The organism is Pseudomonas sp. C32 (assembly GCF_030417915.1).
Taxonomy (GTDB): Bacteria; Pseudomonadota; Gammaproteobacteria; order Pseudomonadales; family Pseudomonadaceae; genus Aquipseudomonas.
In genome coordinates this window covers 62,093-81,970 of sequence record NZ_JAUHUK010000013.1, presented here as the reverse complement: position 1 = coordinate 81,970, position 19,878 = coordinate 62,093, and the positions used below count along the sequence as shown (strand labels likewise).

Genomic DNA, 19,878 nt, shown 5'->3' with positions numbered 1-19,878 from the left:
CAGGCTGCGATCTTTTGCCTTTCAAAAATCAAAAGATCGCAGCCTGCGGCAGCTCCTACGGGATTTTATTCACAGCAGGATGTAATCGCGTCCTTCGACTTGCCCCCGTCGCAACGGGTTTCGCGTGCAATACGGCGCATAAGCCGCATCGACGAAGCGGTACATAAGGTGTTCATCGCGCCCATGGGGGATGCCCAATCGTGTGGTCTGGATGATTTGTGCCGGCGCAGGGCCGACGTCTTCCACCAGCAGCACCTCATGGTCAAAACGCTTGGCATCCCACATCGGCACCTTCAAACCCAGCGATTTGCACAACAAGGTTTGCCCGGCGCAGAGCTTTTGTGACGGGCGAGGATGGCCTTGGGCGTCGGGATTGTTCAACAGCATCTGCGCCAGGCTGGCCGGTCCGCTCAGCTCATCGACCCACGGATAGGCGGATTTGATCAAAACCGCATTGCCCGGACCTTGGGCGCTGAAGTTCAGGGAATCGCCGCCCCGGGCGTAATACATATAGATGTGGCCGCCATCCAGAAACAAAGCCTTACGCTTTTCTGTATAGCCGAGTGACGCATGGCTGCCTTTTTCGGCGCAGTAGTACGCTTCAGTCTCGATGATACGAGCGCTGAGCCACAGGTCGCCGATTCGGTGGCGGATGACCTTTCCCAGCAGATCCCGGGCGAGAACCTGGGCATCGCGGTCGAAAAATGCGTCCGGAAGGCCCGTGGGCAAGCTCGCGGCGGACACACTTACAGTCAGGTTGGACATGATATTCGGCGTTTATCAGGGCTGAATGAGTCGTGATGATAACAATTTGCGGCTTAATCCCGGCTGAACGTCGACAAATCGCGCTCCATTTCGACCATCCGCCCGTCACCGCTGTTAGTCGGAAGGCGCGACAGCTATAATCTGCCGCTTTACTCTTTACCACGACCTTAGCAAAGACCTCGCCCAGACCATGACTGAGTCCGTTCTTGACTACATGACCCGCTTGGGTCGCGCTGCCCGCGAAGCCTCCCGCGTGATCGGCCGTGCCAGCACCGCGCAGAAAAACCGCGCCCTGCAGGCTGCCGCCAACGCGCTGGACGCTGCTCGCGCCGAGCTGACCGCTGCCAATGAGCAGGATCTGGCGGCTGGTCGCGCCAATGGTCTGGAGCCAGCCTTGCTGGAACGCTTGGCGCTGACCCCTGCGCGGATCGACGGCATGATCGTCGGCCTGCGCCAGGTCGCGGCACTGCCGGACCCGGTCGGGGCGATTCGTGACATGAGCTTCCGTCCGTCGGGCATCCAGGTCGGCAAAATGCGTGTTCCGCTGGGCGTGATCGGGATCATCTACGAATCCCGGCCGAACGTGACCATCGATGCCGCCAGCCTGTGTCTGAAATCCGGCAATGCGACCATCCTGCGCGGCGGTTCCGAGGCGATTCACTCCAATCGTGCCATCGCCGCGTGCATTCAGCGTGGTCTGGCCGAAGCGGATTTGCCAGCTGCCGTGGTGCAAGTGGTCGAAACCACGGATCGTGCCGCCGTTGGCGCGCTGATCACCATGCCTGAATACGTCGACGTCATCGTGCCTCGCGGTGGTCGTGGCTTGATCGAGCGTGTCAGCCGCGATGCCCGCGTACCTGTGATCAAGCATCTGGACGGTATCTGCCACGTTTATGTGAGCGAGCACGCCGACCTGGCGAAAGCCCAGCGCATTGCGTTCAACGCCAAGACTTACCGTTATGGCATCTGCGGTGCCATGGAAACGCTGCTGGTCGATCAAACGGTTGCCAAGGATTTTCTGCCGGCGATGGCGGCCCAGTTCCGCGAAAAAGGCGTCGAACTGCGCGGCTGTGAGCGCACTCGGGCGATCATCGAAGCCGTACCGGCCAGTGAAGATGACTGGAACACCGAGTACCTGGCGGCGATTTTGTCGATCCGCGTGGTCGATGGGCTGGATCAGGCCATCGAGCACATCAACCATTACGGCTCGCACCACACCGATTCGATTGTCAGCGAACACCAGGGCGACACCCGGCGTTTCGTGGCTGAAGTCGACTCGTCGTCGGTGATGATCAACACCCCGACCTGCTTCGCCGATGGCTTTGAATACGGATTGGGTGCCGAGATCGGCATTTCTACTGATAAGCTGCACGCCCGCGGCCCGGTGGGTCTCGAAGGATTGACCTGCGAGAAGTACATCGTGGTCGGCGACGGACAGTTGCGCGGACAGGAGCCGGTCTGACTTGGGCGATCACGACCCGTCAGCCCCGTTGACCGCCAGCGAGCCAGCACCTCGGCGCATTGGCGTGCTGGGCGGAACGTTCGACCCGGTGCACATCGGCCATTTGCGCGGTGCACTGGAAGTCGCCGAAACCCTGGCGCTCGATGAGCTGCGTCTGACACCCAGTGCCAGGCCACCTCATCGGGGTACGCCGCAGGTATCGGCCGAAGACCGTCTGGCGATGGTCGAGTGCGCGGTGGCCGGTGTGGCACCGTTGGTGGTGGATGCCCGCGAATTGCAGCGGGACAAACCGTCCTACACCATTGATACCCTGGAACTGATGCGCGCCGAGCTGGCCGCGCAGGACCAGGTTTTTCTGCTTTTGGGCTGGGACGCATTTTGCGGCCTGCCCACTTGGCACCGCTGGGAAGAGTTGCTCCAGCATTGCCATATCCTGGTGTTGCAACGCCCGGATGCCGACAGCGAACCGCCGGATGCCTTGCGCAACCTGCTGGCAGCGCGCTCGGTGAGCGACCCGCTGGCCCTCAAAGGGCCGAGCGGACAGATTGCATTCGTCTGGCAGACACCGCTCGCGGTATCCGCCACCCAGATCCGTCAACTGCTGGCCAGCGGTAAGTCGGTACGTTTCCTGGTGCCCGACGCGGTCCTGGCCTACATCGATGCGCACGGACTCTACCGTGCGTCGAACTGAATAGGAGTGCCTCAAGGCACGTGGCAACAACGTGTATTGAAGCGCCCGAACAAACGAGCAAAACGAGTTTTATATGACGAACAACGACGTAAACAAAGTTAAGCGCAAAGGCACGTTCAAGAGTGCTCCGCTGCCTGAGAAGGTCCTTGCCGCCGAGCCGCCTAAAGGCGACGAACTGGTCAAGATCGCCGTCGCGGCCCTGGAAGACGTCAAGGCCCAGGACGTGTTGGTCATCGATGTCCGCGACAAGCAGAGCATCACCGACTTCATGATCATCGCCACCGGTACCTCCAACCGCCAGATCGGCGCGATGCTGGACAAGGTCCGCGAAGCGGTCAAAGCCCTGGGCATCAAGCCGCTGGGTGAAGAAGGCAAGGGCGACAGCGACTGGGTGTTGCTGGACATGGATGACGTGATCGTCCACATGATGACCTCCAACGCCCGTCAGTTCTACGACCTGGAGCGCCTGTGGAAAGGTGCCGAGCAGAGCCGTGCCGCTGATGGCAAACACCACAGCCCTGAAGTCGGTCACGAGCATTTCACCAAGCTCAACAAAGACCAGGAATAAGGAACGGCTGTGCGACTGCGACTGATCGCCGTCGGCTCCCGCATGCCCAAGTGGGTGGAAGAAGGCTGGCATGAATATGCCAAGCGTCTTCCGTCCGAGCTGGCGCTGGAACTGGTGGAAATACCGCTCAACACCCGTGGCAAGAACGCCGACGTGGCGCGCTTCATCCGTCAGGAAGGCGAAGCCATGCTGGCCAAGGTCGGGCCGAACGAGCGTGTCGTCACTCTCGAAGTCCACGGCAAGCCCTGGAGCACCGAGCAACTGGCGGTCGAGCTCGATCGCTGGCGGCTGGACTCGCGCACCGTGAACTTCATGGTCGGCGGCCCCGAAGGGCTGGCGCCGGAAGTCTGTGCCCGGGCCGATCAGCGCTGGTCGTTGTCGCCGCTGACATTGCCGCACCCGCTGGTGCGGATTCTGATCGGCGAACAGTTGTACCGTGCCTGGACCGTGCTGTCCGGTCACCCTTACCACAAGTAGTTCTGCCCTCATGTCTCAACCGATCCGCATCAAGGACCACGAAAAAGACGCCCGTCTGGTGCGTGGTCGCGTCGTGTTCGGGGCAATTGCGGTGGTGGTGCTGATCTGCGTGCTGATCGCGCGTTTGTATTTCCTGCAAGTGATTCAGTACGAGTACCACTCGACGCTGTCGGAAAACAACCGCGTCCATGTGCAGCCGATTCCGCCGACTCGCGGTTTGATCTTCGACCGTAATGGCGTGGTGATTGCCGACAACCGGCCCAGCTTCAGCCTGAGCATGACCCGCGAACGTTCCGGCGATTGGCAGAAAGTGCTCGACGTGATCGTCGAAGTGCTGGAGCTGACGCCCGATGATCGGGCGATTTTCGAGAAGCGTATGCGTCAGGGGCGTCGACCATTCGAGCCGGTGCCTATCCTGTTTGAGCTGAGCGAAGAGCAGATCGCCCGGATCGCCGTGAACCAGTTCCGCCTGCCTGGGGTGGAAGTGGTTGCGCAACTGGTGCGTCACTATCCGCAGGGTGCGCACTTCGCGCACTCGGTCGGTTACATGGGGCGGATCAACGAGAAAGAGCTCAAGACCCTCGATCCGGTCAATTACAGCGGCACCCACCACATCGGCAAAACCGGCATCGAGCGCTTCTACGAGCCTGAACTGCACGGGCAGGTGGGCTACGAAGAAGTGGAGACCAACGCTCGCGGCCGCGTATTGCGCGTGCTCAAGCGTACCGATCCGATTCCCGGCAAGGACATTGTCCTGAGCCTGGACATCAAATTGCAGGAAGCCGCCGAAGCGGCGCTGGGCGGTCGTCGTGGTGCGGTGGTTGCGCTGGACCCGAAAACCGGCGAAGTGCTGGCGATGGTCAGCCAGCCGAGTTTCGACCCGAACCTGTTTGTCACCGGCATCAGTTTCAAGGCCTATTCCGAACTGCGTGATTCCATCGACCGGCCGCTCTTCAACCGCGTATTGCGCGGCTTGTACCCGCCGGGTTCGACGATCAAACCAGCGGTGGCGATTGCCGGCCTGGACGCAGGCGTGGTGACGGCGTCGTCCCGGGTGTTCGACCCGGGTTACTACATGCTGCCCAACTACGATCACAAATACCGTAACTGGAACCGCACCGGTGACGGCTTCGTCGACCTCGATACGGCGATCATGCGTTCCAACGACACCTACTTCTATGACCTGGCCCACAAACTGGGGATCGATCGGCTGTCGGCGTACATGACCAAATTCGGCATCGGCCAGAAAGTCTCGCTGGACATGTTCGAAGAGTCGCCGGGACTGATGCCGTCCCGCGAATGGAAGCGTGCGACCCGTCGACAGGCGTGGTTCCCGGGTGAAACGCTGATTCTCGGGATCGGCCAGGGCTATATGCAGTCGACCCCGTTGCAACTGGCCCAGGCCACCGCCCTGGTCGCCAACAAAGGCGTCTGGAACCGTCCGCACCTGGCCAAGACCATCGAAGGCGTGAAACCGGTGGATGAGAATCCGGTGCCGGACATCATCCTGCGCGACCCGTCGGACTGGAACAAGGTCAACCATGGCATGCAGCAGGTGATGCACGGTGCCCGCGGTACGGCGCGCAAGGCCGCGATCGGCGCGCAATACCGGATTGCCGGCAAGTCAGGTACGGCCCAGGTGGTCGCGATCAAGCAGGGCGAGAAGTACGACCGCTCCAAGGTTCAGGAGCGTCATCGCGACCACGCCTTGTTCGTTGGGTTCGCGCCCGCCGATGACCCGAAAATCGTGGTCTCGGTAATGGTCGAGAACGGTGAGTCCGGTTCCGGGGTCGCAGCGCCAGTGGTACGGCAAATCATGGACGCCTGGCTCCTGGACCAGAACGGCCGGTTGAAGCCTGAATACGCCAGCCCTATCAGCCCTGAGGCAACAGCCCGTGAAGAATAATTTCGATCGCATGCTCTCGAGCGAGGATGTGATGCGTCGTCGTGCGACGCTGTTGCAGCGCCTGCACATCGATGGCCCATTGCTGATCCTGCTGCTGACGCTCGCGGCGGGCAGCCTGTTTGTACTGTATTCGGCCAGCGGCAAAAGCTGGGACTTGCTGGCCAAACAGGCCACGTCGTTCGGCATCGGCCTGGTGTCGATGATCGTCATCGCCCAGTTCGAACCACGCTTCATGGCCCGCTGGGTTCCGGTGGGTTATGTGCTCGGCGTTCTGTTGCTGGTAGTGGTCGACATCATGGGCCACAACGCCATGGGCGCCACGCGCTGGATCAATATTCCCGGGGTGATCCGTTTCCAGCCTTCGGAGTTCATGAAGATCCTGATGCCGGCGACCATCGCCTGGTACCTGTCCAAACGCACCTTGCCGCCGCAACTCAAACATGTGGGGGTGAGCCTGTTTCTGATCGGCCTGCCATTCATCCTGATCGTGCGTCAGCCCGACCTCGGCACTTCATTGCTGATTCTGGCGGGGGGCGCCTTCGTGCTGTTCATGGGCGGCCTGCGCTGGCGCTGGATCCTCAGCGTGCTCGCGGCCGCCGTGCCGGTGTCCGTGGCCATGTGGTATTTCGTGATGCACGATTACCAGAAGCAGCGCGTCCTGACGTTCCTCGACCCGGAAAGTGACCCGTTAGGCACGGGGTGGAACATCATCCAGTCCAAAGCCGCCATCGGTTCCGGCGGTGTGTTCGGCAAGGGCTGGCTGCTCGGCACCCAGTCGCACCTGGACTTCCTGCCCGAAAGCCACACCGACTTTATCATCGCCGTGTTGGGTGAAGAGTTCGGTCTGGTGGGCATCTGTGCGCTGCTGCTGATCTACCTGCTGCTGATCGGCCGTGGCCTGGTGATTACCGCCCAGGCCCAGACATTGTTCGGCAAATTGCTCGCGGGCGCTTTGACCATGACGTTTTTTGTTTATGTTTTCGTCAACATCGGTATGGTCAGTGGCCTGTTGCCGGTGGTGGGGGTGCCGTTGCCGTTCATTAGCTACGGAGGAACTTCGCTGGTGACGCTGCTGTCAGCGTTTGGGGTTTTGATGTCGATCCATACCCATCGCAAGTGGATCGCGCAGGTTTGAATAAGGTGAAGATTTCAATGCAAGTAATGCGTGGCTGGGCGACTCGATACGCGCCATGGGTCGGCCTGGTGAGCATCCTTGGCACAATGCAGACAGCATTGGCCGGCGATTACGAAGGTTCACCCCAGGTGGCCGAATTCGTCGGTGAAATGACCCGCGATTACGGGTTCGCCGGTGAACAACTGATGGGTGTGTTCCGTGAAGCCGAGCGCAAACAGTCGATTCTGGATGCCATTTCCAAACCTGCGGAGCGGGTCAAGCAGTGGCATGAATATCGCCCGATGTTCATTACCGACGCGCGCATTGCCCGCGGTGTGGACTTCTGGCGTCAGCACGAAGCGGTGCTGGCGCGCGCCGAGCAGGAATACGGCGTGCCGGCTCAGGTCATCGTCTCGATCATCGGCGTTGAGACCTTTTTCGGGCGCAATACCGGTAATTACCGCGTCATTGATGCCTTGTCGACCCTGGGTTTCGACTATCCTCCCCGTGCCGAATTTTTCCGCAAGGAACTGCGTGAGTTCTTGCTGCTGGCCCGTGAAGAGCAAATCGATCCGTTGACACTTAAAGGCTCTTACGCCGGTGCGATGGGGTTACCGCAATTCATGCCGAGCAGTTTCCGCGCTTATGCGGTGGATTTCGACGGCGATGGCCACATCAATATCTGGAACAATCCGGACGATGCCATTGGCAGCGTTGCCAGTTACTTCAAGCGTCACGGCTGGGTCGCCGGCGAACCGGTGGTCAGCCGCGCCGATGCACGCGGCGATCAGGTGGACGAAGGTCTGACCACGGGCATCGAGCCTGTGAAAACCGTCGGGGAGTTGCGAGTCCTGGGGTGGTCAAGTCATGATGCGCTGCGCGATGATATGCCGGTTACGGCTTTCCGGCTGGAAGGCGACAATGGCCCGGAATACTGGATGGGCCTGAAGAATTTCTACGCGATCACGCGTTATAACCGCAGCGTGATGTACGCCATGGCCGTACATCAACTGTCTGAACAACTGGTTCAAGCACGGGGCGTCAAGTAATGCGGGCATTGCCTATGAATAAACCCCTGAGGCTGATGGCATTCGCCGCACTGGGGTTGCTGGTCGCCAGTTGTTCGACCAGTCGTCCGCCGGCCCAGAAGGCTCCCGCTGCCGTGCGTACGACGCCGGGGCTGGACATCAACCGTGCCCACAAGGATGGGGCACCATGGTGGGATGTCGATGTGTCGCGCATCCCGGACGCCACACCGACCTTGCACACCGGCCCCTACAAGGCCAACCCGTACACCGTGCTGGGCAAGACCTACTTTCCGCTGCAAGAGTCCAAGACCTACGTACAGTCGGGTACGGCGTCCTGGTACGGCACCAAGTTCCACGGTCAGAACACCGCCAATGGCGAGGTGTATGACCTGTACGGCATGAGTGCCGCGCACAAGACACTGCCGCTGCCGAGTTATGTTCGGGTGACCAACCTGGACAACAACAAGAGCGTGATCCTGCGCGTCAACGACCGCGGGCCGTTCTACTCGGACCGGATCATCGATTTGTCCTACGCGGCCGCCAAGAAACTCGGTTACGCCGAAACCGGCACCGCGCGGGTCAAGGTCGAAGGCATCGATCCGCAGCAATGGTGGGCGGCCAAGGGCCGTCCGGCGCCGCTGATGCTCAACGAACCGAAAGTCGCGCAGAATAGCGCGCCAGTGATTACGGCCTCGGCCGGCACTGTCGAGCAATGGACTCCGCCGCCGCAGCAACACGCCGCCGCGGTGGTGCCTGTGCCGCTTGACGCAAAAAAAAACGCTTCTGCAGCAGCCTCTGGCCAGTATCTGCAGGTGGGCGCGTTCGCCAACCCGGACGCTGCAGAACTCCTGAGATCGAAGCTCAGCGGGATGGTGAGCGCTCCGGTGTTCATCAGCTCGGTCGTGCGCAACCAGCAGACCCTGCATCGGGTTCGCCTGGGGCCGATCGGCTCGCCGGGTGAAATCCAGCAGGTGCAGAACAGTGTGCGCCTGGCCAACCTCGGTTCGCCAAGTGTTGTGACTGAGTAATACGTTGGACTTGATTGACGGTTCGTCTGCGGTTTTGGGGGGCGGACCAGGTTGTTGACTCGTTGAAGAACAAAAGCCCGGCAAGGGTGACTGGAGTGAGCAACTGAACACGCGATAACCCGTTAGAAGGTTATTTGATTAGTTTTGCCCTAGGGCAGTTTCCATTAGCGATTTCGAGAGACGGATGAACATCACCACCTTTGCCAAACGCCTGTTCCTGTTAGTCCCGCTGCTCCTCTCACCCGCCGCCTTCGCGGTCGAGATGATGCCGTCGCCACCTCAACTGGCCGCCAAAGCCTTCGTGCTGATGGACGCCAGCAGCGGCAACGTGCTGGTCGAGAACAACGGTGACCAGCGTCTGCCGCCAGCCAGCCTGACCAAACTGATGACTGCGTACATCGCGACCCTCGAAATCCGTCGTGGCCAGATCGGTGAAAACGATCCGGTGACCGTCAGCGAAAACGCCTGGCGTACAGGCGGTTCGCGGATGTTCATCAAGGTCGGTTCGCAAGTCACCGTCAGCGACCTGTTGCACGGCATCATCATCCAGTCGGGCAACGACGCCAGTGTTGCGCTCTCCGAGCACATCGCCGGAAGCGAAGACGCGTTCGCCGACATGATGAACAAAACCGCTGGCGACCTGGGTCTGACCAATAGCCACTTCATGAACCCGACCGGTCTGCCAAACCCTGAGCACTACTCGTCGGCTCACGACATGGCCACGCTGGCTCGCGCGATCATTCACGAAGATCCGGCTCACTACGCGATCTACTCGCAGAAAGAGTTCTTCTGGAACGGTATCAAGCAACCGAACCGCAACCTGCTGCTGTGGCGTGACAAGACCGTCGACGGTCTGAAAACCGGTCACACCGACGAAGCGGGCTATTGCCTGGTGTCCTCGGCGGTACGTGATGGCATGCGCCTGATCGCCGTGGTATTCGGTACCAACAGTGACACCGCTCGTGCGGCCGAAACCCAGAAGTTGCTGACCTACGGTTTCCGCTTCTTCGAAACCCAGACCTTCTATCAGAAGGGTGCCGAACTGGCTCAGGCGCCGGTCTGGAAAGGCTCGACCAACCAGGTCAAGGCCGGCCTGGCGCAAGACCTGACCATGACCCTGCCAAAAGGCCAGCTGAAGAAGCTCGCTGCGAGCATGACCATGAACCCGCAACTGATTGCGCCAATCGCCAAGGGCGACGTGATCGGTAAAGTCGAAGTGAAACTGGACGACAAAGTGGTGCACAGCGCCGACCTGATCGCCCTGGACGCTGTCGAGGAGGGTGGTATCTTCCGCCGCATGTGGGATAGCATCCGTCTATTCTTCTACGGCTTGTTCAACTGATAGTGTGCACCTGCAAGGCCCTGCGCTGATCCGGCGCGGGGTTTTGCCGTCGCCACGGCTTACGCTTACGAGGCCGTTACGCCATGACCGATACTGAAGTAAAGGCGCCAAAAATCGAATTCCCTGCCAATGATTACCCGGTTAAGGTGATCAGCGACACCGGCGTGGGTAACAAGGACAGAATCATCGACATCGTCAGCAAGTACGCCAAGATCAATGATGAGCGTATTGACGAGCGCCAGAGCAGCAACGGCAAATACACCACGATTCAGTTGCACATCGTCGCGACCGACCAGGACCAGCTGTACAACATCAACAGCGAACTACGGGCCACCGGTTTCGTGCACATGGTGTTGTGATGTCTGGCACGCTGGGCTTTCGTGAACTCGGCCAGATGGCTTACGAGCCGGTCTGGCACGCCATGCAACGCTTCACCAACGAACGTGGCAGCGATGCCCCCGACGAAATCTGGCTGGTCGAGCACCCGCCTGTGTTTACCCAGGGTCAGGCCGGCAAGGCTGAGCATCTGTTGGTTCCCGGCGATATTCCGGTGGTGCAGGTTGATCGTGGTGGCCAGGTGACTTACCACGGCCCCGGCCAGTTGGTGGCTTATCTGCTGTTGGATGTACGCAAGCTCGGCTTTGGCGTGCGCGATCTGGTCAGCCGGATGGAGCAATGCCTGATCGAGCTGCTGGCCAGTTACGGTGTCACCGCCGCGGCCAAGCCTGACGCGCCGGGTGTCTATGTCAATGGGGCGAAAATCGCTTCCCTGGGTCTACGGATCCGCCACGGTTGTTCCTTTCATGGCCTGGCCCTGAACGTGGACATGAACCTGGAACCGTTTCGACGGATTAATCCCTGCGGCTACGCCGGGCTGGCGATGACCCAGCTGAGCGATCACGCAGGATCGATTGAATTTGCCGAGGTAAGTGCCCGGCTGCGTGCGCAGCTCGTCAAACACCTCGACTATGCTGAGCAGACGACCCTGACGGGCGGAATCGACTGATATGACTACTGATGCAGTGCAAACCATGATCCCGACGCTCGATGTCACCGAGCGCCCGGCCCCGCGTCCCAAGGTTGAAGCCGGCGTCAAGCTGCGCGGCGCCGAGAAGGTTGCACGCATCCCGGTAAAGATCATTCCTACCACCGAACTGCCGAAGAAGCCTGACTGGATTCGCGTACGCATTCCGATTTCGCCGGAAGTCGACCGTATCAAAGCACTGCTGCGCAAACACAAGTTGCACAGTGTCTGCGAAGAGGCTTCCTGCCCGAACCTGGGCGAATGCTTCTCCGGCGGCACCGCGACCTTCATGATCATGGGTGACATCTGCACCCGTCGCTGCCCGTTCTGTGACGTTGGCCACGGCCGTCCGAAGCCACTGGACGTCAACGAGCCGGAAAGCCTGGCCATCGCCATTGCCGACCTGAAACTGAAATACGTGGTGATCACCTCGGTAGACCGCGACGACCTGCGTGACGGCGGTGCCCAGCACTTCGCCGACTGCATCCGCGAAATCCGCAAATTGTCGCCAAACGTGCAGCTCGAGACCCTGGTCCCGGACTACCGTGGCCGCATGGACATCGCCCTGGAAATCACCGCTGCCGAGCCGCCGGATGTGTTCAACCACAACCTGGAAACCGTACCGCGCCTGTACAAGGCTGCGCGTCCGGGTTCGGACTACCAGTGGTCGCTGACCCTGCTGCAACGCTTCAAGCAGATGATGCCGCACATTCCGACCAAGTCCGGCCTGATGCTGGGTCTGGGCGAAACCGACGAAGAAGTCATCGAAGTCATGAAGCGCATGCGCGAGCACGACATCGACATGCTGACCCTGGGCCAGTATCTGCAACCGTCCCGCAGCCACTTGCCGGTGCAGCGTTTCGTGCACCCGGACACCTTTGCCTGGTTCGCCGAAGAAGGCTACAAGATGGGCTTCAAGAACGTCGCTTCCGGCCCGTTGGTACGTTCTTCGTACCACGCCGACGAGCAGGCGAAGCTGGTCAAGGCTGAGCTGATGTCGTCCTGATCGACTGTGAAACATAAACGCCCGCAAGGTTTCCAAACCTTGCGGGCGTTTTTTTGCCTTGCCTACGGCGATAGCCGCTTTTTCCTGCAACCTGCGGTGCGACTCAGCCTCTTCTGTTTGTCCCCGTTCCTGACTACTGTGTGCTGAAGATTACACAGGGAGATTCACGGATGACCGTACGACCGACCCATACCCTTTGTCCTCACGTTCCCGTACCGGCGTTGCCGTCGGAAGGTACGATTGGCGTGATTGCGCCCGCCGGTCCCGCGGCGCTGGACACCGATAAAGCCGTGCAATGGATGCGCGCCCGGGGTTACTCGCTGAAAGTGTTTCCCGGTGTCTACGAGAAAGACGGCTACCTGGCTGGTAGCGATGATGTACGACTCAATGACTTGCATGGCGCATTCGCCGACGATGACGTCAATGCGATCATCTGCCTGCGCGGTGGTTATGGCACGCCGCGGCTGCTTGATCGCGTCGATTTCCGGTTGTTGCGTGACAACGCCAAACCGTTCATTGGCTACAGCGACATCACCGCGCTGCATCTGGCGATCAGCCGCTACGCGGGTTTCGTGACGTTTCATGGGCCATTGCTTAATGCGGATCTGTTGGGCAACAAGCAAAAGCCCACCGAGTCCTCCTTCTTCAACATGCTCAGAGGGCAGGTGAAGGCGGGCAGTGTGCTGACGCACCCGGTGGCCTGCCCATTGAGCACAATCGAGCCAGGCATTGCCCATGGGCGCTTGCTGGGCGGAAACCTGTCGATGATTGCCGCGACCATGGGCACGCCCTACGAGATCGATGCCGAGGGCGTCATCCTGTTCATCGAAGACATCAACGAGCCGCTGTATCGCATCGACCGGTTACTGACCCATTTGCGACTGGCGGGCACGTTACACAAGTTGCGCGGTGTTTTGGTCGGGGATATCGCTGGTGTTGATGTGCCGGCGTTGGAGCGGTTGCTCAAGCAGACCTTCGCGCCGTTGCGGATACCAGTACTGTCCGGCTGGCGCAGCGGGCATTGCGACCCGAACGTGACGTTGCCGATGGGGGCGTTGGTTCGGTTGGATGCGGGGAAGCAGGAGTTGGTGTTGGAGCAGGAAGTGGTGATCAGGTAAGAACTTGAGACCGTAAAAAGATCGCAGCCTTCGGCAGCTCCTACGGGGATTTTAACGCTCGTAGGAGCTGCCGAAGGCTGCGATCTTTTGCTTTTAGCGGTTGCGTAACCCTTCGAGCAACTTGTGCGTCGGGTATCCATCCGCTGGCCAGCCAAACGACTGCTGGGCGCTGCGGATGGCCTTGCGCGTGTTGGCGCCAATGATGCCGTCGGCGGTGCCCGCGTCGTAGTTCTGGGCACTCAACAGGTTTTGCAGCTCGATCCGTTCGGTGCGGCTCAGTGGCAAGTCATCTTTAGGCCATGTACCGCTGATCAAGCCTGCACCATTGAACCGTTCGGACAACAGGCTCACCCCCAGGGCATAGGACGACGAGTTGTTGTACTTGAGAATCGCACGGAAGTTGTCGAGCACCAGGAAGGCCGGGCCGCGATAGCCGGCCGGCAGCAACAGGGCCGCGGACAATTGCTCTGTGCCGGCCGGGACCTGAGCGCCATTGGGCATCATGACGCCCAGTTGGCGCCATTCGGCGACAGTCTTGCGAATCGTGCCATCGGCCAGCACGTAGTTGAAACCGTTCGGCAGTTGGACTTCAAAGCCCCATGGCTGGCCTCTCTGCCAGCCGGAGCTTTGCAGGTAATGCGCGGTCGAGGCCAAGGCATCAGCCGAACTGCCCCAGATATCGCGGCGACCATCGCCATCGAAATCCACGGCGTGGGTGTTGTAGGTGGTCGGGATAAATTGGGTCTGGCCCATCGCACCGGCCCAGGAGCCCAGCATCTTCTCGGGTTCGATGTCGCCTTGCTGCAGGATTTGCAGGGCGGCGATCAATTGCGCATGGGCGAAGCCAGGGCGACGGCCTTCATAGGCCAGGGTTGCCAGTGAGTTGATCACCGATTTGTTGCCCTGGAACTGGCCGAAGTTGCTCTCCATGCCCCATACCGCCACCAGTGCCTGGCGATCGACGCCATAGCGCTGCTCGATGCTTTGCAGGACGTCGGCGTATTGGTTGACCAGCGCCTGACCTTTGCGCACACGCAAGGGCGACAGGGCACCGTCGAGGTATTCCCACACCGGTTTTGCGAATTCCGGTTGGCTGCGATCGGCACGGATCACACTGGGGTCGATGCTGACATTGGCGAAAGCGCGATCAAACAGATCAGCGCGGATACCCGCGGCCAGGGCATCCTTGCGGAAACCCGCCTGCCATTCGGCGAAGGTCTGGGTCGGCTGGATGTCGATGTTCTCACCGGTCGGAACCACTGGCGGAACAACCGCCGGGGCCGTGGCAACGGGCGACGTCTGGAGGGGTTGAGCGTCGGCGGCGGTCGGTTTTTCCGCGCAGGCGACAAGCAAAACAAGGCTGGAGGCAGCAATCAATTGGCGCAGGTGCCAGCGATGGGGAAGACAAAAGGGCATGCACAGGTCCAGGGAAAACGATTCAGGTACAGACCTTAACATGTAGAGGGGGTGTTCTGCTTTAAGCAGCCAGAAAGTAAGAAGCCTCCCAGCTATTAGACTGGAAGGCTTCGCGGCGGTAGCTGCCTTTGCCCTTGCCGGCGCGTTCCTGACGGCTGCGGAACAGTGGCTGGGCGACGATGGATTTGGCCTTGTTGGGGCCATGCGTTGATGGCTTTTTGCTCATGATGATTTCTCGCAAGTGAGTGGTTTTTGCGGGGCAAATCATCGGCTGAAGCAGAGGTTCTGTCTATAGGGGCGATGGATGTGGATTTTGTAGGAAATAAGATCAAAAGATCGCAGCCTTCGGCAGCTCCTACGCAGGATCGCGTGTCAATCTGTAGGAGCTGCAGAAGGCCGCGATCCCTTGATCTTACTCGGCAGGCAACGCCAATTTTTGCCCAGCCATCAACAACGTCAAACGGCTCAAGCTCATCCATGGCGAACCGGCGGCCTGACCTTTGATCTGTGCGTCAATGCGTTGCGCTTCCAGCAACAACTGCGCCCAGCGTTGCGCCGAGTAGCGTTGCAGGGCTTTGCTCATCAGTGGTTTGCGCTTGTCCCAGACAGGTGGCTTGGCCTGGCTGAAGGCTTTGTCCAGCGGCGTGCCCTGACTGTATTGCAGCGAAATGTTGGCCAGCTGGCGCAGTTCGCGGGCCAGGGCCCAGAGAATCACCGGTGGCTCGACACCCTCACCGCGCAACCCTTCAAGCATGCGCAAGGCATGGGCCGCTTCGCCATTTAGGATCGCATCGGTCAGGCCAAACACGTCGAAGCGCGCACTGTCGGCCACGGCGGCCTGCACGGTTTCAACGGTGATCTGGCCACCTTCGGCCATCAGCTTGAGTTTCTCGATTTCCTGGGCAGCGGCCAGCAGGTTGCCTTCTACCCGCGCAGCAATCAGCTCAACGGCATCCTGGTTCGCAGAAAGCCCGGCCTGGGACAGGCGCTGACGGATCCAACTCGGTAGCTGGCTGACATCCACCGGCCAGATCTGCACGAACTGGGTTTGCTGGCCTTCGACCAGTGCCTTGCCCCACTTGGTTTTCTGCGCGCTGCCATCGAGCTTCGGCAAGCTGATCAGCAACAGGGTGTCTTCTGCCGGTCGCGAGCAGTACTCGATAAGTGCTGCTGCACCTTTGTCACCGGGCTTGCCGGAAGGCAGACGCAGTTCCAGCAAACGCTTTTCGGCGAACAGCGACATGCTGGCACCGGCTTGCAGCAACGTACCCCAGTCGAAACTGGCATCGGCGGCAAACACCTGGCGCTCATCAAAGCCTTGTTGGCGAGCGGCCGAGCGAATGGCGTCGGCGGCCTCCTGACACAGCAACGGGTCATCGCCGCTGATGATGTAGACCGGCGCGAGGGCACCTTGCAGGTGTTTGGCGAGTTGGGCGGGGGCGAGTTTCATAATAGAGGGCGAACGGGGCGCCTGAGCGCCCCGTAAGTCTTACTGCTGCGGCAGTTCGATGGGCGACTGACGCGGCGTTTGCGCTTCAGCCTTTTGCGCCGCTTCCAGTGCAGCGGCTTCTGCCTTGGCCTTGGCTTCGGCAGTCTGCTCCAATTGGTCCAGCTGGGCTGGTGTCAATTGTTGCAGGCGCAACATCATGCGCTGAACCAGCTCACGACGGGTTTCCGTTTTGGCGGTTACGGCTTCCTGGTCGGAGCCCGCCAGGTTGTTACCGTCGTGGAGGAAGATTTTTTGCACTTCAAGCTTGTCGCTGATCAACGGCAGGTTGCCCTGGCCACGGATGTCGTATTTCAACACCGTGGTGATCTGGTACTCGCCCGTACGGCCAGCCCCGGCGTAGCTGAGGATGCGCTGGCTTTCCTGCTCATCGGTCAACACCAGTTTGTAGGGGGCGCCGGTGTAGACCTTGACGCCGCTGTTTGTCAGCACCTGACGCAGTTGCGTCACGGTCTCGCCGTAGGCGTTACGGGCGCTCAGGTCGAGTTCCTTGATTGCCAGTTCGTTGGTGCCGGTGCCGCGCAGCTGGAAACCGCAGGCGCTCAACAGGACCGCGAGGCCCATCACCAGCAAATTGCGTTTGATCATCTTGTTGCTCCCCTTGAAACCATGTGGGCCGATCGAGCGGCCCGAAAGGTTTTACTCGGCGCCAGGCGTACCTGGCGCCTGCTCCAATTAGCTGGCGACGATATTGACCAGTTTCCCGGGCACTACGATCACTTTACGAATGGTCAGGCCGTCGACAAAACGCAGTACGTTTTCGTTGGCGCGAGCGGCCGCTTCGACCTCTTCGCGGCTGGCGCTGGCCGGCATTTCGATGTGACCACGCAGTTTGCCGTTGACCTGGATCACCAGCTGCAAGCTGTCTTGCACCAGAGCGGTTTCGTCCACCACCGGCCAGCTCGCGTCGATCACCGGCTCGGCGTGACCCAGCTGATGCCACAGCTCATGGCTGATGTGCGGGGTGATCGGAGCCAGCAGCAGCGTGACGGCTTCCAGACCTTCGTGAACCAGCGCTCGATCCTGATCGGTGCCTTGCGCGGCTTTTTCCAGCACGTTCATCAGCGTCATCACCTGAGCGATGGCGGTGTTGAATTTGTGGTTCTGGCCGACGTCGTGGCTGGCTTGCTTGATGGCCAGGTGGATCGAGCGGCGAACGGCTTTCTGCTCGTCGTTCAGGCCGGCAACGTCCAGTTTGCCCGGCAGGCCCTGAGTGACGTGTGCTTGAGCCAGACGCCAGACGCGCTTGAGGAAACGGTGCGAACCCTCTACGCCGGAGTCGGACCATTCCGCGCTCATGTCAGGCGGCGAGGCGAACATCATGAACAGACGGCAGGTGTCTGCGCCGAACTGATCGATCATCGACTGTGGGTCGACGCCGTTGTTCTTCGACTTGGCCATCTTCTCGGTGCCGCCGATTTCCACCGGCAAGCCATCGGCGATCAGCTTGGCGCTGATGACCTTGGCCTTGCTGTCGCGCTCAAGTTCGACGTCCGCCGGGTTGAACCAGGTGAAGGCGCCGTTGGCTTCGCGACGATAATAAGTCTCGGCGATCACCATGCCTTGGGTCAGCAGGTTCTTGAACGGCTCGTTGGAGCTCACCAGGCCTTCGTCGCGCATCAGCTTGTGGAAGAAGCGCGCGTAGAGCAGGTGCAGGATCGCGTGTTCGATACCGCCGATGTACTGATCCACCGGCAACCAGTGGTCGGCCGCCGATTTTTCTACCAGGCCGCCTTCGAAGTGCGGGGAGGCGTAGCGGGCGTAGTACCACGAGGACTCGACGAAAGTGTCCATGGTGTCGGTTTCACGCTTGGCAGGCTGGCCGCATTTCGGGCAGCTGCACTCGTAGAACTCGGGCATGCGCGCCAGCGGTGAACCGGCGCCATCGGGTACGACGTCTTCCGGCAGCACGACAGGCAGTTGATCTTCCGGTACCGGTACGTCACCGCAGGTTTGGCAGTGGATGATCGGGATCGGGCAGCCCCAGTAGCGCTGGCGGCTGATGCCCCAGTCGCGCAGACGGAATTGGGTGCGCGAGGCGCCCAGTTCTTTCTTGATCAGCGCGACTTCAATGGCGTCGAACGCGCCGGCGAAGTCCAGGCCGTCGAACTCGCCGGAATTGATCAGCGTGCCGTGCTCGCCGTAGGCGTCTTGCCATGGCGTCGGGTTGGTGTCACCGGAACTGGTGCGCACCACCGATTTGACCGGCAGGTTGTACTTGTGGGCGAATTCGAAATCGCGCTCGTCGTGAGCCGGTACAGCCATGACCGCGCCGTCGCCGTAGTGGATCAATACGTAGTTGGCGACCCACACCGGCAACTTTTCACCGGTCAGCGGGTGTTCGACGAACAGGCCGGTCGGCAGGCCTTTTTTCTCCTGGGTAGCGACGTCGGCTTCAGCCACGCTGCCGCTCTTGCATTCAGCGATGAACGCTTGCAGCTCAGGATTGTTCTGCGCAGCCAGGGTGGCCAGGTGGTGCTCGGCGGCCACGGCAACGTAGGTTGCGCCCATCAGGGTGTCCGGACGGGTGGTGAAGACTTTGAGCGCGCCGGTTTCGCCGATGGAATCGACGTTGTACGGGAACTGCACTTCCATGCCGCGGGACTTGCCGATCCAGTTGCGCTGCATGGTCTTGACCTGTTCAGGCCAGCCAGTCAGTTCGTCGAGGCTCTCCAGCAGCTCATCCGCGTACGCGGTGATCTTGAAGTAGTACATCGGGATTTCGCGCTTTTCGATCAGCGCGCCGGAACGCCAGCCGCGACCGTCGATCACCTGTTCGTTGGCCAGAACGGTCTGGTCGACCGGGTCCCAGTTCACGGTGCCGCTTTTTTTGTAGATCACGCCTTTTTCGAACAGGCGGGTGAACAGCCATTGTTCCCAGCGATAGTAATCAGGCTTGCAGGTGGTCACTTCGCGCGACCAGTCCACCGCCAGGCCCAGGCTGCGCAGCTGGGACTTCATGTAGGCGATGTTTTCGTAGGTCCACTTGGCGGGCGCTACGTTGTTCTTCATCGCGGCGTTTTCCGCCGGCATGCCGAACGCGTCCCAACCCATCGGTTGCAGAACGTTTTTGCCTTGCATGCGCTGGTAGCGGGAGATCACGTCGCCGATGGTGTAGTTGCGCACGTGCCCCATGTGTAGCTTGCCGCTGGGGTAAGGGAACATCGACAGGCAGTAGTAGGTCTCCTTGCCTGGCTGTTCACTGACTTCAAAGGACTTTTGCTCGTCCCAGAATGACTGGGCGGCGGCTTCGATTTCACGGGGCTGATATTGTTCGTGCATGGCTACTTTTGAACTGAATAGGGGTGGCCTAATCCTCTTCAATGCAACGTTGGACGGTGAACACGCCTTATTGGCGTTTTCGATGCCCAGCCGAGCTGGAAGTGGAGTTACAGGAAGCGCCGTAGCATACATGACCGCGCTCTA

19 protein-coding genes are annotated in these 19,878 nt (G+C 60.3%); 13 read left to right on the top strand and 6 right to left on the bottom strand.

Translation table 11 applies throughout. The features are described from left to right. Positions 1 to 69 precede the first annotated feature (69 nt). The gene (locus QYH43_RS16355) at positions 70 to 765 is read right to left on the bottom strand and encodes a DNA-3-methyladenine glycosylase (protein ID WP_095057261.1); all 696 of its coding nucleotides are present in this window, start codon (positions 763 to 765) and stop codon (positions 70 to 72) included. A gap of 190 nt (positions 766 to 955) precedes the next feature. Between QYH43_RS16355 and QYH43_RS16350 the strand changes: the two genes are divergently transcribed. The 13 genes from QYH43_RS16350 (at position 956) to QYH43_RS16290 (ending at position 13,529) form a co-directional block, all read left to right on the top strand. Continuing rightward, positions 956 to 2,227: a glutamate-5-semialdehyde dehydrogenase gene (locus tag QYH43_RS16350; RefSeq protein ID WP_301157437.1), complete on the top strand. Its 1,272-nt coding sequence runs from the start codon at positions 956 to 958 to the stop codon at positions 2,225 to 2,227. A 1-nt stretch (position 2,228) separates the two neighbouring features. Continuing rightward, entirely contained in the window at positions 2,229 to 2,918 is a 690-nt protein-coding gene (gene nadD / locus QYH43_RS16345; RefSeq protein WP_095057259.1) for a nicotinate-nucleotide adenylyltransferase, read from the top strand. Positions 2,919 to 2,991: 73 nt separating this feature from the next. Next, positions 2,992 to 3,486, top strand: a complete 495-nt coding sequence (gene rsfS, locus QYH43_RS16340; RefSeq protein WP_095057258.1) for a ribosome silencing factor — start codon at positions 2,992 to 2,994, stop codon at positions 3,484 to 3,486. Positions 3,487 to 3,495: 9 nt separating this feature from the next. Beyond that, on the top strand, positions 3,496 to 3,963 hold the full coding sequence (gene rlmH / locus QYH43_RS16335; protein WP_007937439.1) for a 23S rRNA (pseudouridine(1915)-N(3))-methyltransferase RlmH: 468 nt from the start codon (positions 3,496 to 3,498) through the stop codon (positions 3,961 to 3,963). Positions 3,964 to 3,973: 10 nt separating this feature from the next. Further along, positions 3,974 to 5,869, top strand: a complete 1,896-nt coding sequence (mrdA, locus tag QYH43_RS16330; RefSeq protein WP_301157435.1) for a penicillin-binding protein 2 — start codon at positions 3,974 to 3,976, stop codon at positions 5,867 to 5,869. A 31-nt stretch (positions 5,870 to 5,900) separates the two neighbouring features. After that, entirely contained in the window at positions 5,901 to 7,004 is a 1,104-nt protein-coding gene (rodA, locus tag QYH43_RS16325; protein ID WP_177408788.1) for a rod shape-determining protein RodA, read from the top strand. Between the two features lie 17 nt (positions 7,005 to 7,021). After that, entirely contained in the window at positions 7,022 to 8,032 is a 1,011-nt protein-coding gene (mltB, locus tag QYH43_RS16320) for a lytic murein transglycosylase B (protein WP_301157434.1), read from the top strand. Next, positions 8,032 to 9,039, top strand: a complete 1,008-nt coding sequence (locus tag QYH43_RS16315; RefSeq protein ID WP_095057254.1) for a septal ring lytic transglycosylase RlpA family protein — start codon at positions 8,032 to 8,034, stop codon at positions 9,037 to 9,039. Before mltB ends, QYH43_RS16315 begins: the two co-directional genes overlap by 1 nt. Positions 9,040 to 9,223: 184 nt before the next feature. Then, entirely contained in the window at positions 9,224 to 10,381 is a 1,158-nt protein-coding gene (locus tag QYH43_RS16310) for a D-alanyl-D-alanine carboxypeptidase family protein (protein WP_095057253.1), read from the top strand. A gap of 83 nt (positions 10,382 to 10,464) precedes the next feature. Then, positions 10,465 to 10,740 (top strand): DUF493 domain-containing protein, encoded by a 276-nt coding sequence (locus QYH43_RS16305; RefSeq protein WP_056728855.1) that lies wholly within the window; start codon positions 10,465 to 10,467, stop codon positions 10,738 to 10,740. Then, positions 10,740 to 11,387, top strand: coding sequence for a lipoyl(octanoyl) transferase LipB (lipB, locus tag QYH43_RS16300; protein ID WP_095057252.1), 648 nt, complete (start codon positions 10,740 to 10,742; stop codon positions 11,385 to 11,387). The genes QYH43_RS16305 and lipB overlap by 1 nt, the downstream gene beginning before the upstream one ends. Positions 11,388 to 11,412: 25 nt before the next feature. Then, positions 11,413 to 12,411: a lipoyl synthase gene (gene lipA, locus QYH43_RS16295; protein WP_177408787.1), complete on the top strand. Its 999-nt coding sequence runs from the start codon at positions 11,413 to 11,415 to the stop codon at positions 12,409 to 12,411. A 170-nt stretch (positions 12,412 to 12,581) separates the two neighbouring features. Next, positions 12,582 to 13,529, top strand: coding sequence for an LD-carboxypeptidase (locus tag QYH43_RS16290; protein WP_301157432.1), 948 nt, complete (start codon positions 12,582 to 12,584; stop codon positions 13,527 to 13,529). Between the two features lie 93 nt (positions 13,530 to 13,622). Here the strand turns inward: QYH43_RS16290 and QYH43_RS16285 are convergent, their stop codons facing one another. The 5 genes from QYH43_RS16285 to leuS form a co-directional block, all read right to left on the bottom strand. Continuing rightward, positions 13,623 to 14,945 carry a lytic murein transglycosylase gene (locus tag QYH43_RS16285; protein WP_301157430.1) on the bottom strand — a complete coding sequence of 441 codons (1,323 nt, stop codon included), beginning with the start codon at positions 14,943 to 14,945 and terminating at the stop codon, positions 13,623 to 13,625. A 61-nt stretch (positions 14,946 to 15,006) separates the two neighbouring features. Beyond that, positions 15,007 to 15,171: an alternative ribosome rescue factor ArfA gene (gene arfA / locus QYH43_RS16280; protein WP_095057248.1), complete on the bottom strand. Its 165-nt coding sequence runs from the start codon at positions 15,169 to 15,171 to the stop codon at positions 15,007 to 15,009. Between the two features lie 186 nt (positions 15,172 to 15,357). Next, a complete protein-coding gene (gene holA / locus QYH43_RS16275; protein WP_095057247.1) occupies positions 15,358 to 16,395 on the bottom strand; it encodes a DNA polymerase III subunit delta in 1,038 nt (345 codons plus the stop codon). A 39-nt stretch (positions 16,396 to 16,434) separates the two neighbouring features. Next, the gene (lptE, locus tag QYH43_RS16270) at positions 16,435 to 17,040 is read right to left on the bottom strand and encodes an LPS assembly lipoprotein LptE (protein WP_095057246.1); all 606 of its coding nucleotides are present in this window, start codon (positions 17,038 to 17,040) and stop codon (positions 16,435 to 16,437) included. A gap of 87 nt (positions 17,041 to 17,127) precedes the next feature. Further along, positions 17,128 to 19,734 (bottom strand): leucine--tRNA ligase, encoded by a 2,607-nt coding sequence (gene leuS, locus QYH43_RS16265; RefSeq protein WP_301157429.1) that lies wholly within the window; start codon positions 19,732 to 19,734, stop codon positions 17,128 to 17,130. Positions 19,735 to 19,878 lie beyond the last annotated feature (144 nt).

Coding starts and splice junctions, on each gene's coding strand:
- QYH43_RS16310 (WP_095057253.1), top strand. CDS start 9,224: ATGAACATCACCACCTTTGCCAAACGCCTGTTCCTGTTAGTCCCGCTG.
- QYH43_RS16315 (WP_095057254.1), top strand. CDS start 8,032: ATGCGGGCATTGCCTATGAATAAACCCCTGAGGCTGATGGCATTCGCC.
- QYH43_RS16355 (WP_095057261.1), bottom strand. CDS start 765: ATGTCCAACCTGACTGTAAGTGTGTCCGCCGCGAGCTTGCCCACGGGC.
- leuS (WP_301157429.1), bottom strand. CDS start 19,734: ATGCACGAACAATATCAGCCCCGTGAAATCGAAGCCGCCGCCCAGTCA.
- lipA (WP_177408787.1), top strand. CDS start 11,413: ATGATCCCGACGCTCGATGTCACCGAGCGCCCGGCCCCGCGTCCCAAG.
- lipB (WP_095057252.1), top strand. CDS start 10,740: ATGTCTGGCACGCTGGGCTTTCGTGAACTCGGCCAGATGGCTTACGAG.
- QYH43_RS16350 (WP_301157437.1), top strand. CDS start 956: ATGACTGAGTCCGTTCTTGACTACATGACCCGCTTGGGTCGCGCTGCC.
- arfA (WP_095057248.1), bottom strand. CDS start 15,171: ATGAGCAAAAAGCCATCAACGCATGGCCCCAACAAGGCCAAATCCATC.
- holA (WP_095057247.1), bottom strand. CDS start 16,395: ATGAAACTCGCCCCCGCCCAACTCGCCAAACACCTGCAAGGTGCCCTC.
- rsfS (WP_095057258.1), top strand. CDS start 2,992: ATGACGAACAACGACGTAAACAAAGTTAAGCGCAAAGGCACGTTCAAG.
- QYH43_RS16285 (WP_301157430.1), bottom strand. CDS start 14,945: ATGCCCTTTTGTCTTCCCCATCGCTGGCACCTGCGCCAATTGATTGCT.
- QYH43_RS16305 (WP_056728855.1), top strand. CDS start 10,465: ATGACCGATACTGAAGTAAAGGCGCCAAAAATCGAATTCCCTGCCAAT.
- QYH43_RS16290 (WP_301157432.1), top strand. CDS start 12,582: ATGACCGTACGACCGACCCATACCCTTTGTCCTCACGTTCCCGTACCG.
- lptE (WP_095057246.1), bottom strand. CDS start 17,040: ATGATCAAACGCAATTTGCTGGTGATGGGCCTCGCGGTCCTGTTGAGC.
- mltB (WP_301157434.1), top strand. CDS start 7,022: ATGCAAGTAATGCGTGGCTGGGCGACTCGATACGCGCCATGGGTCGGC.
- rodA (WP_177408788.1), top strand. CDS start 5,901: ATGCGTCGTCGTGCGACGCTGTTGCAGCGCCTGCACATCGATGGCCCA.
- mrdA (WP_301157435.1), top strand. CDS start 3,974: ATGTCTCAACCGATCCGCATCAAGGACCACGAAAAAGACGCCCGTCTG.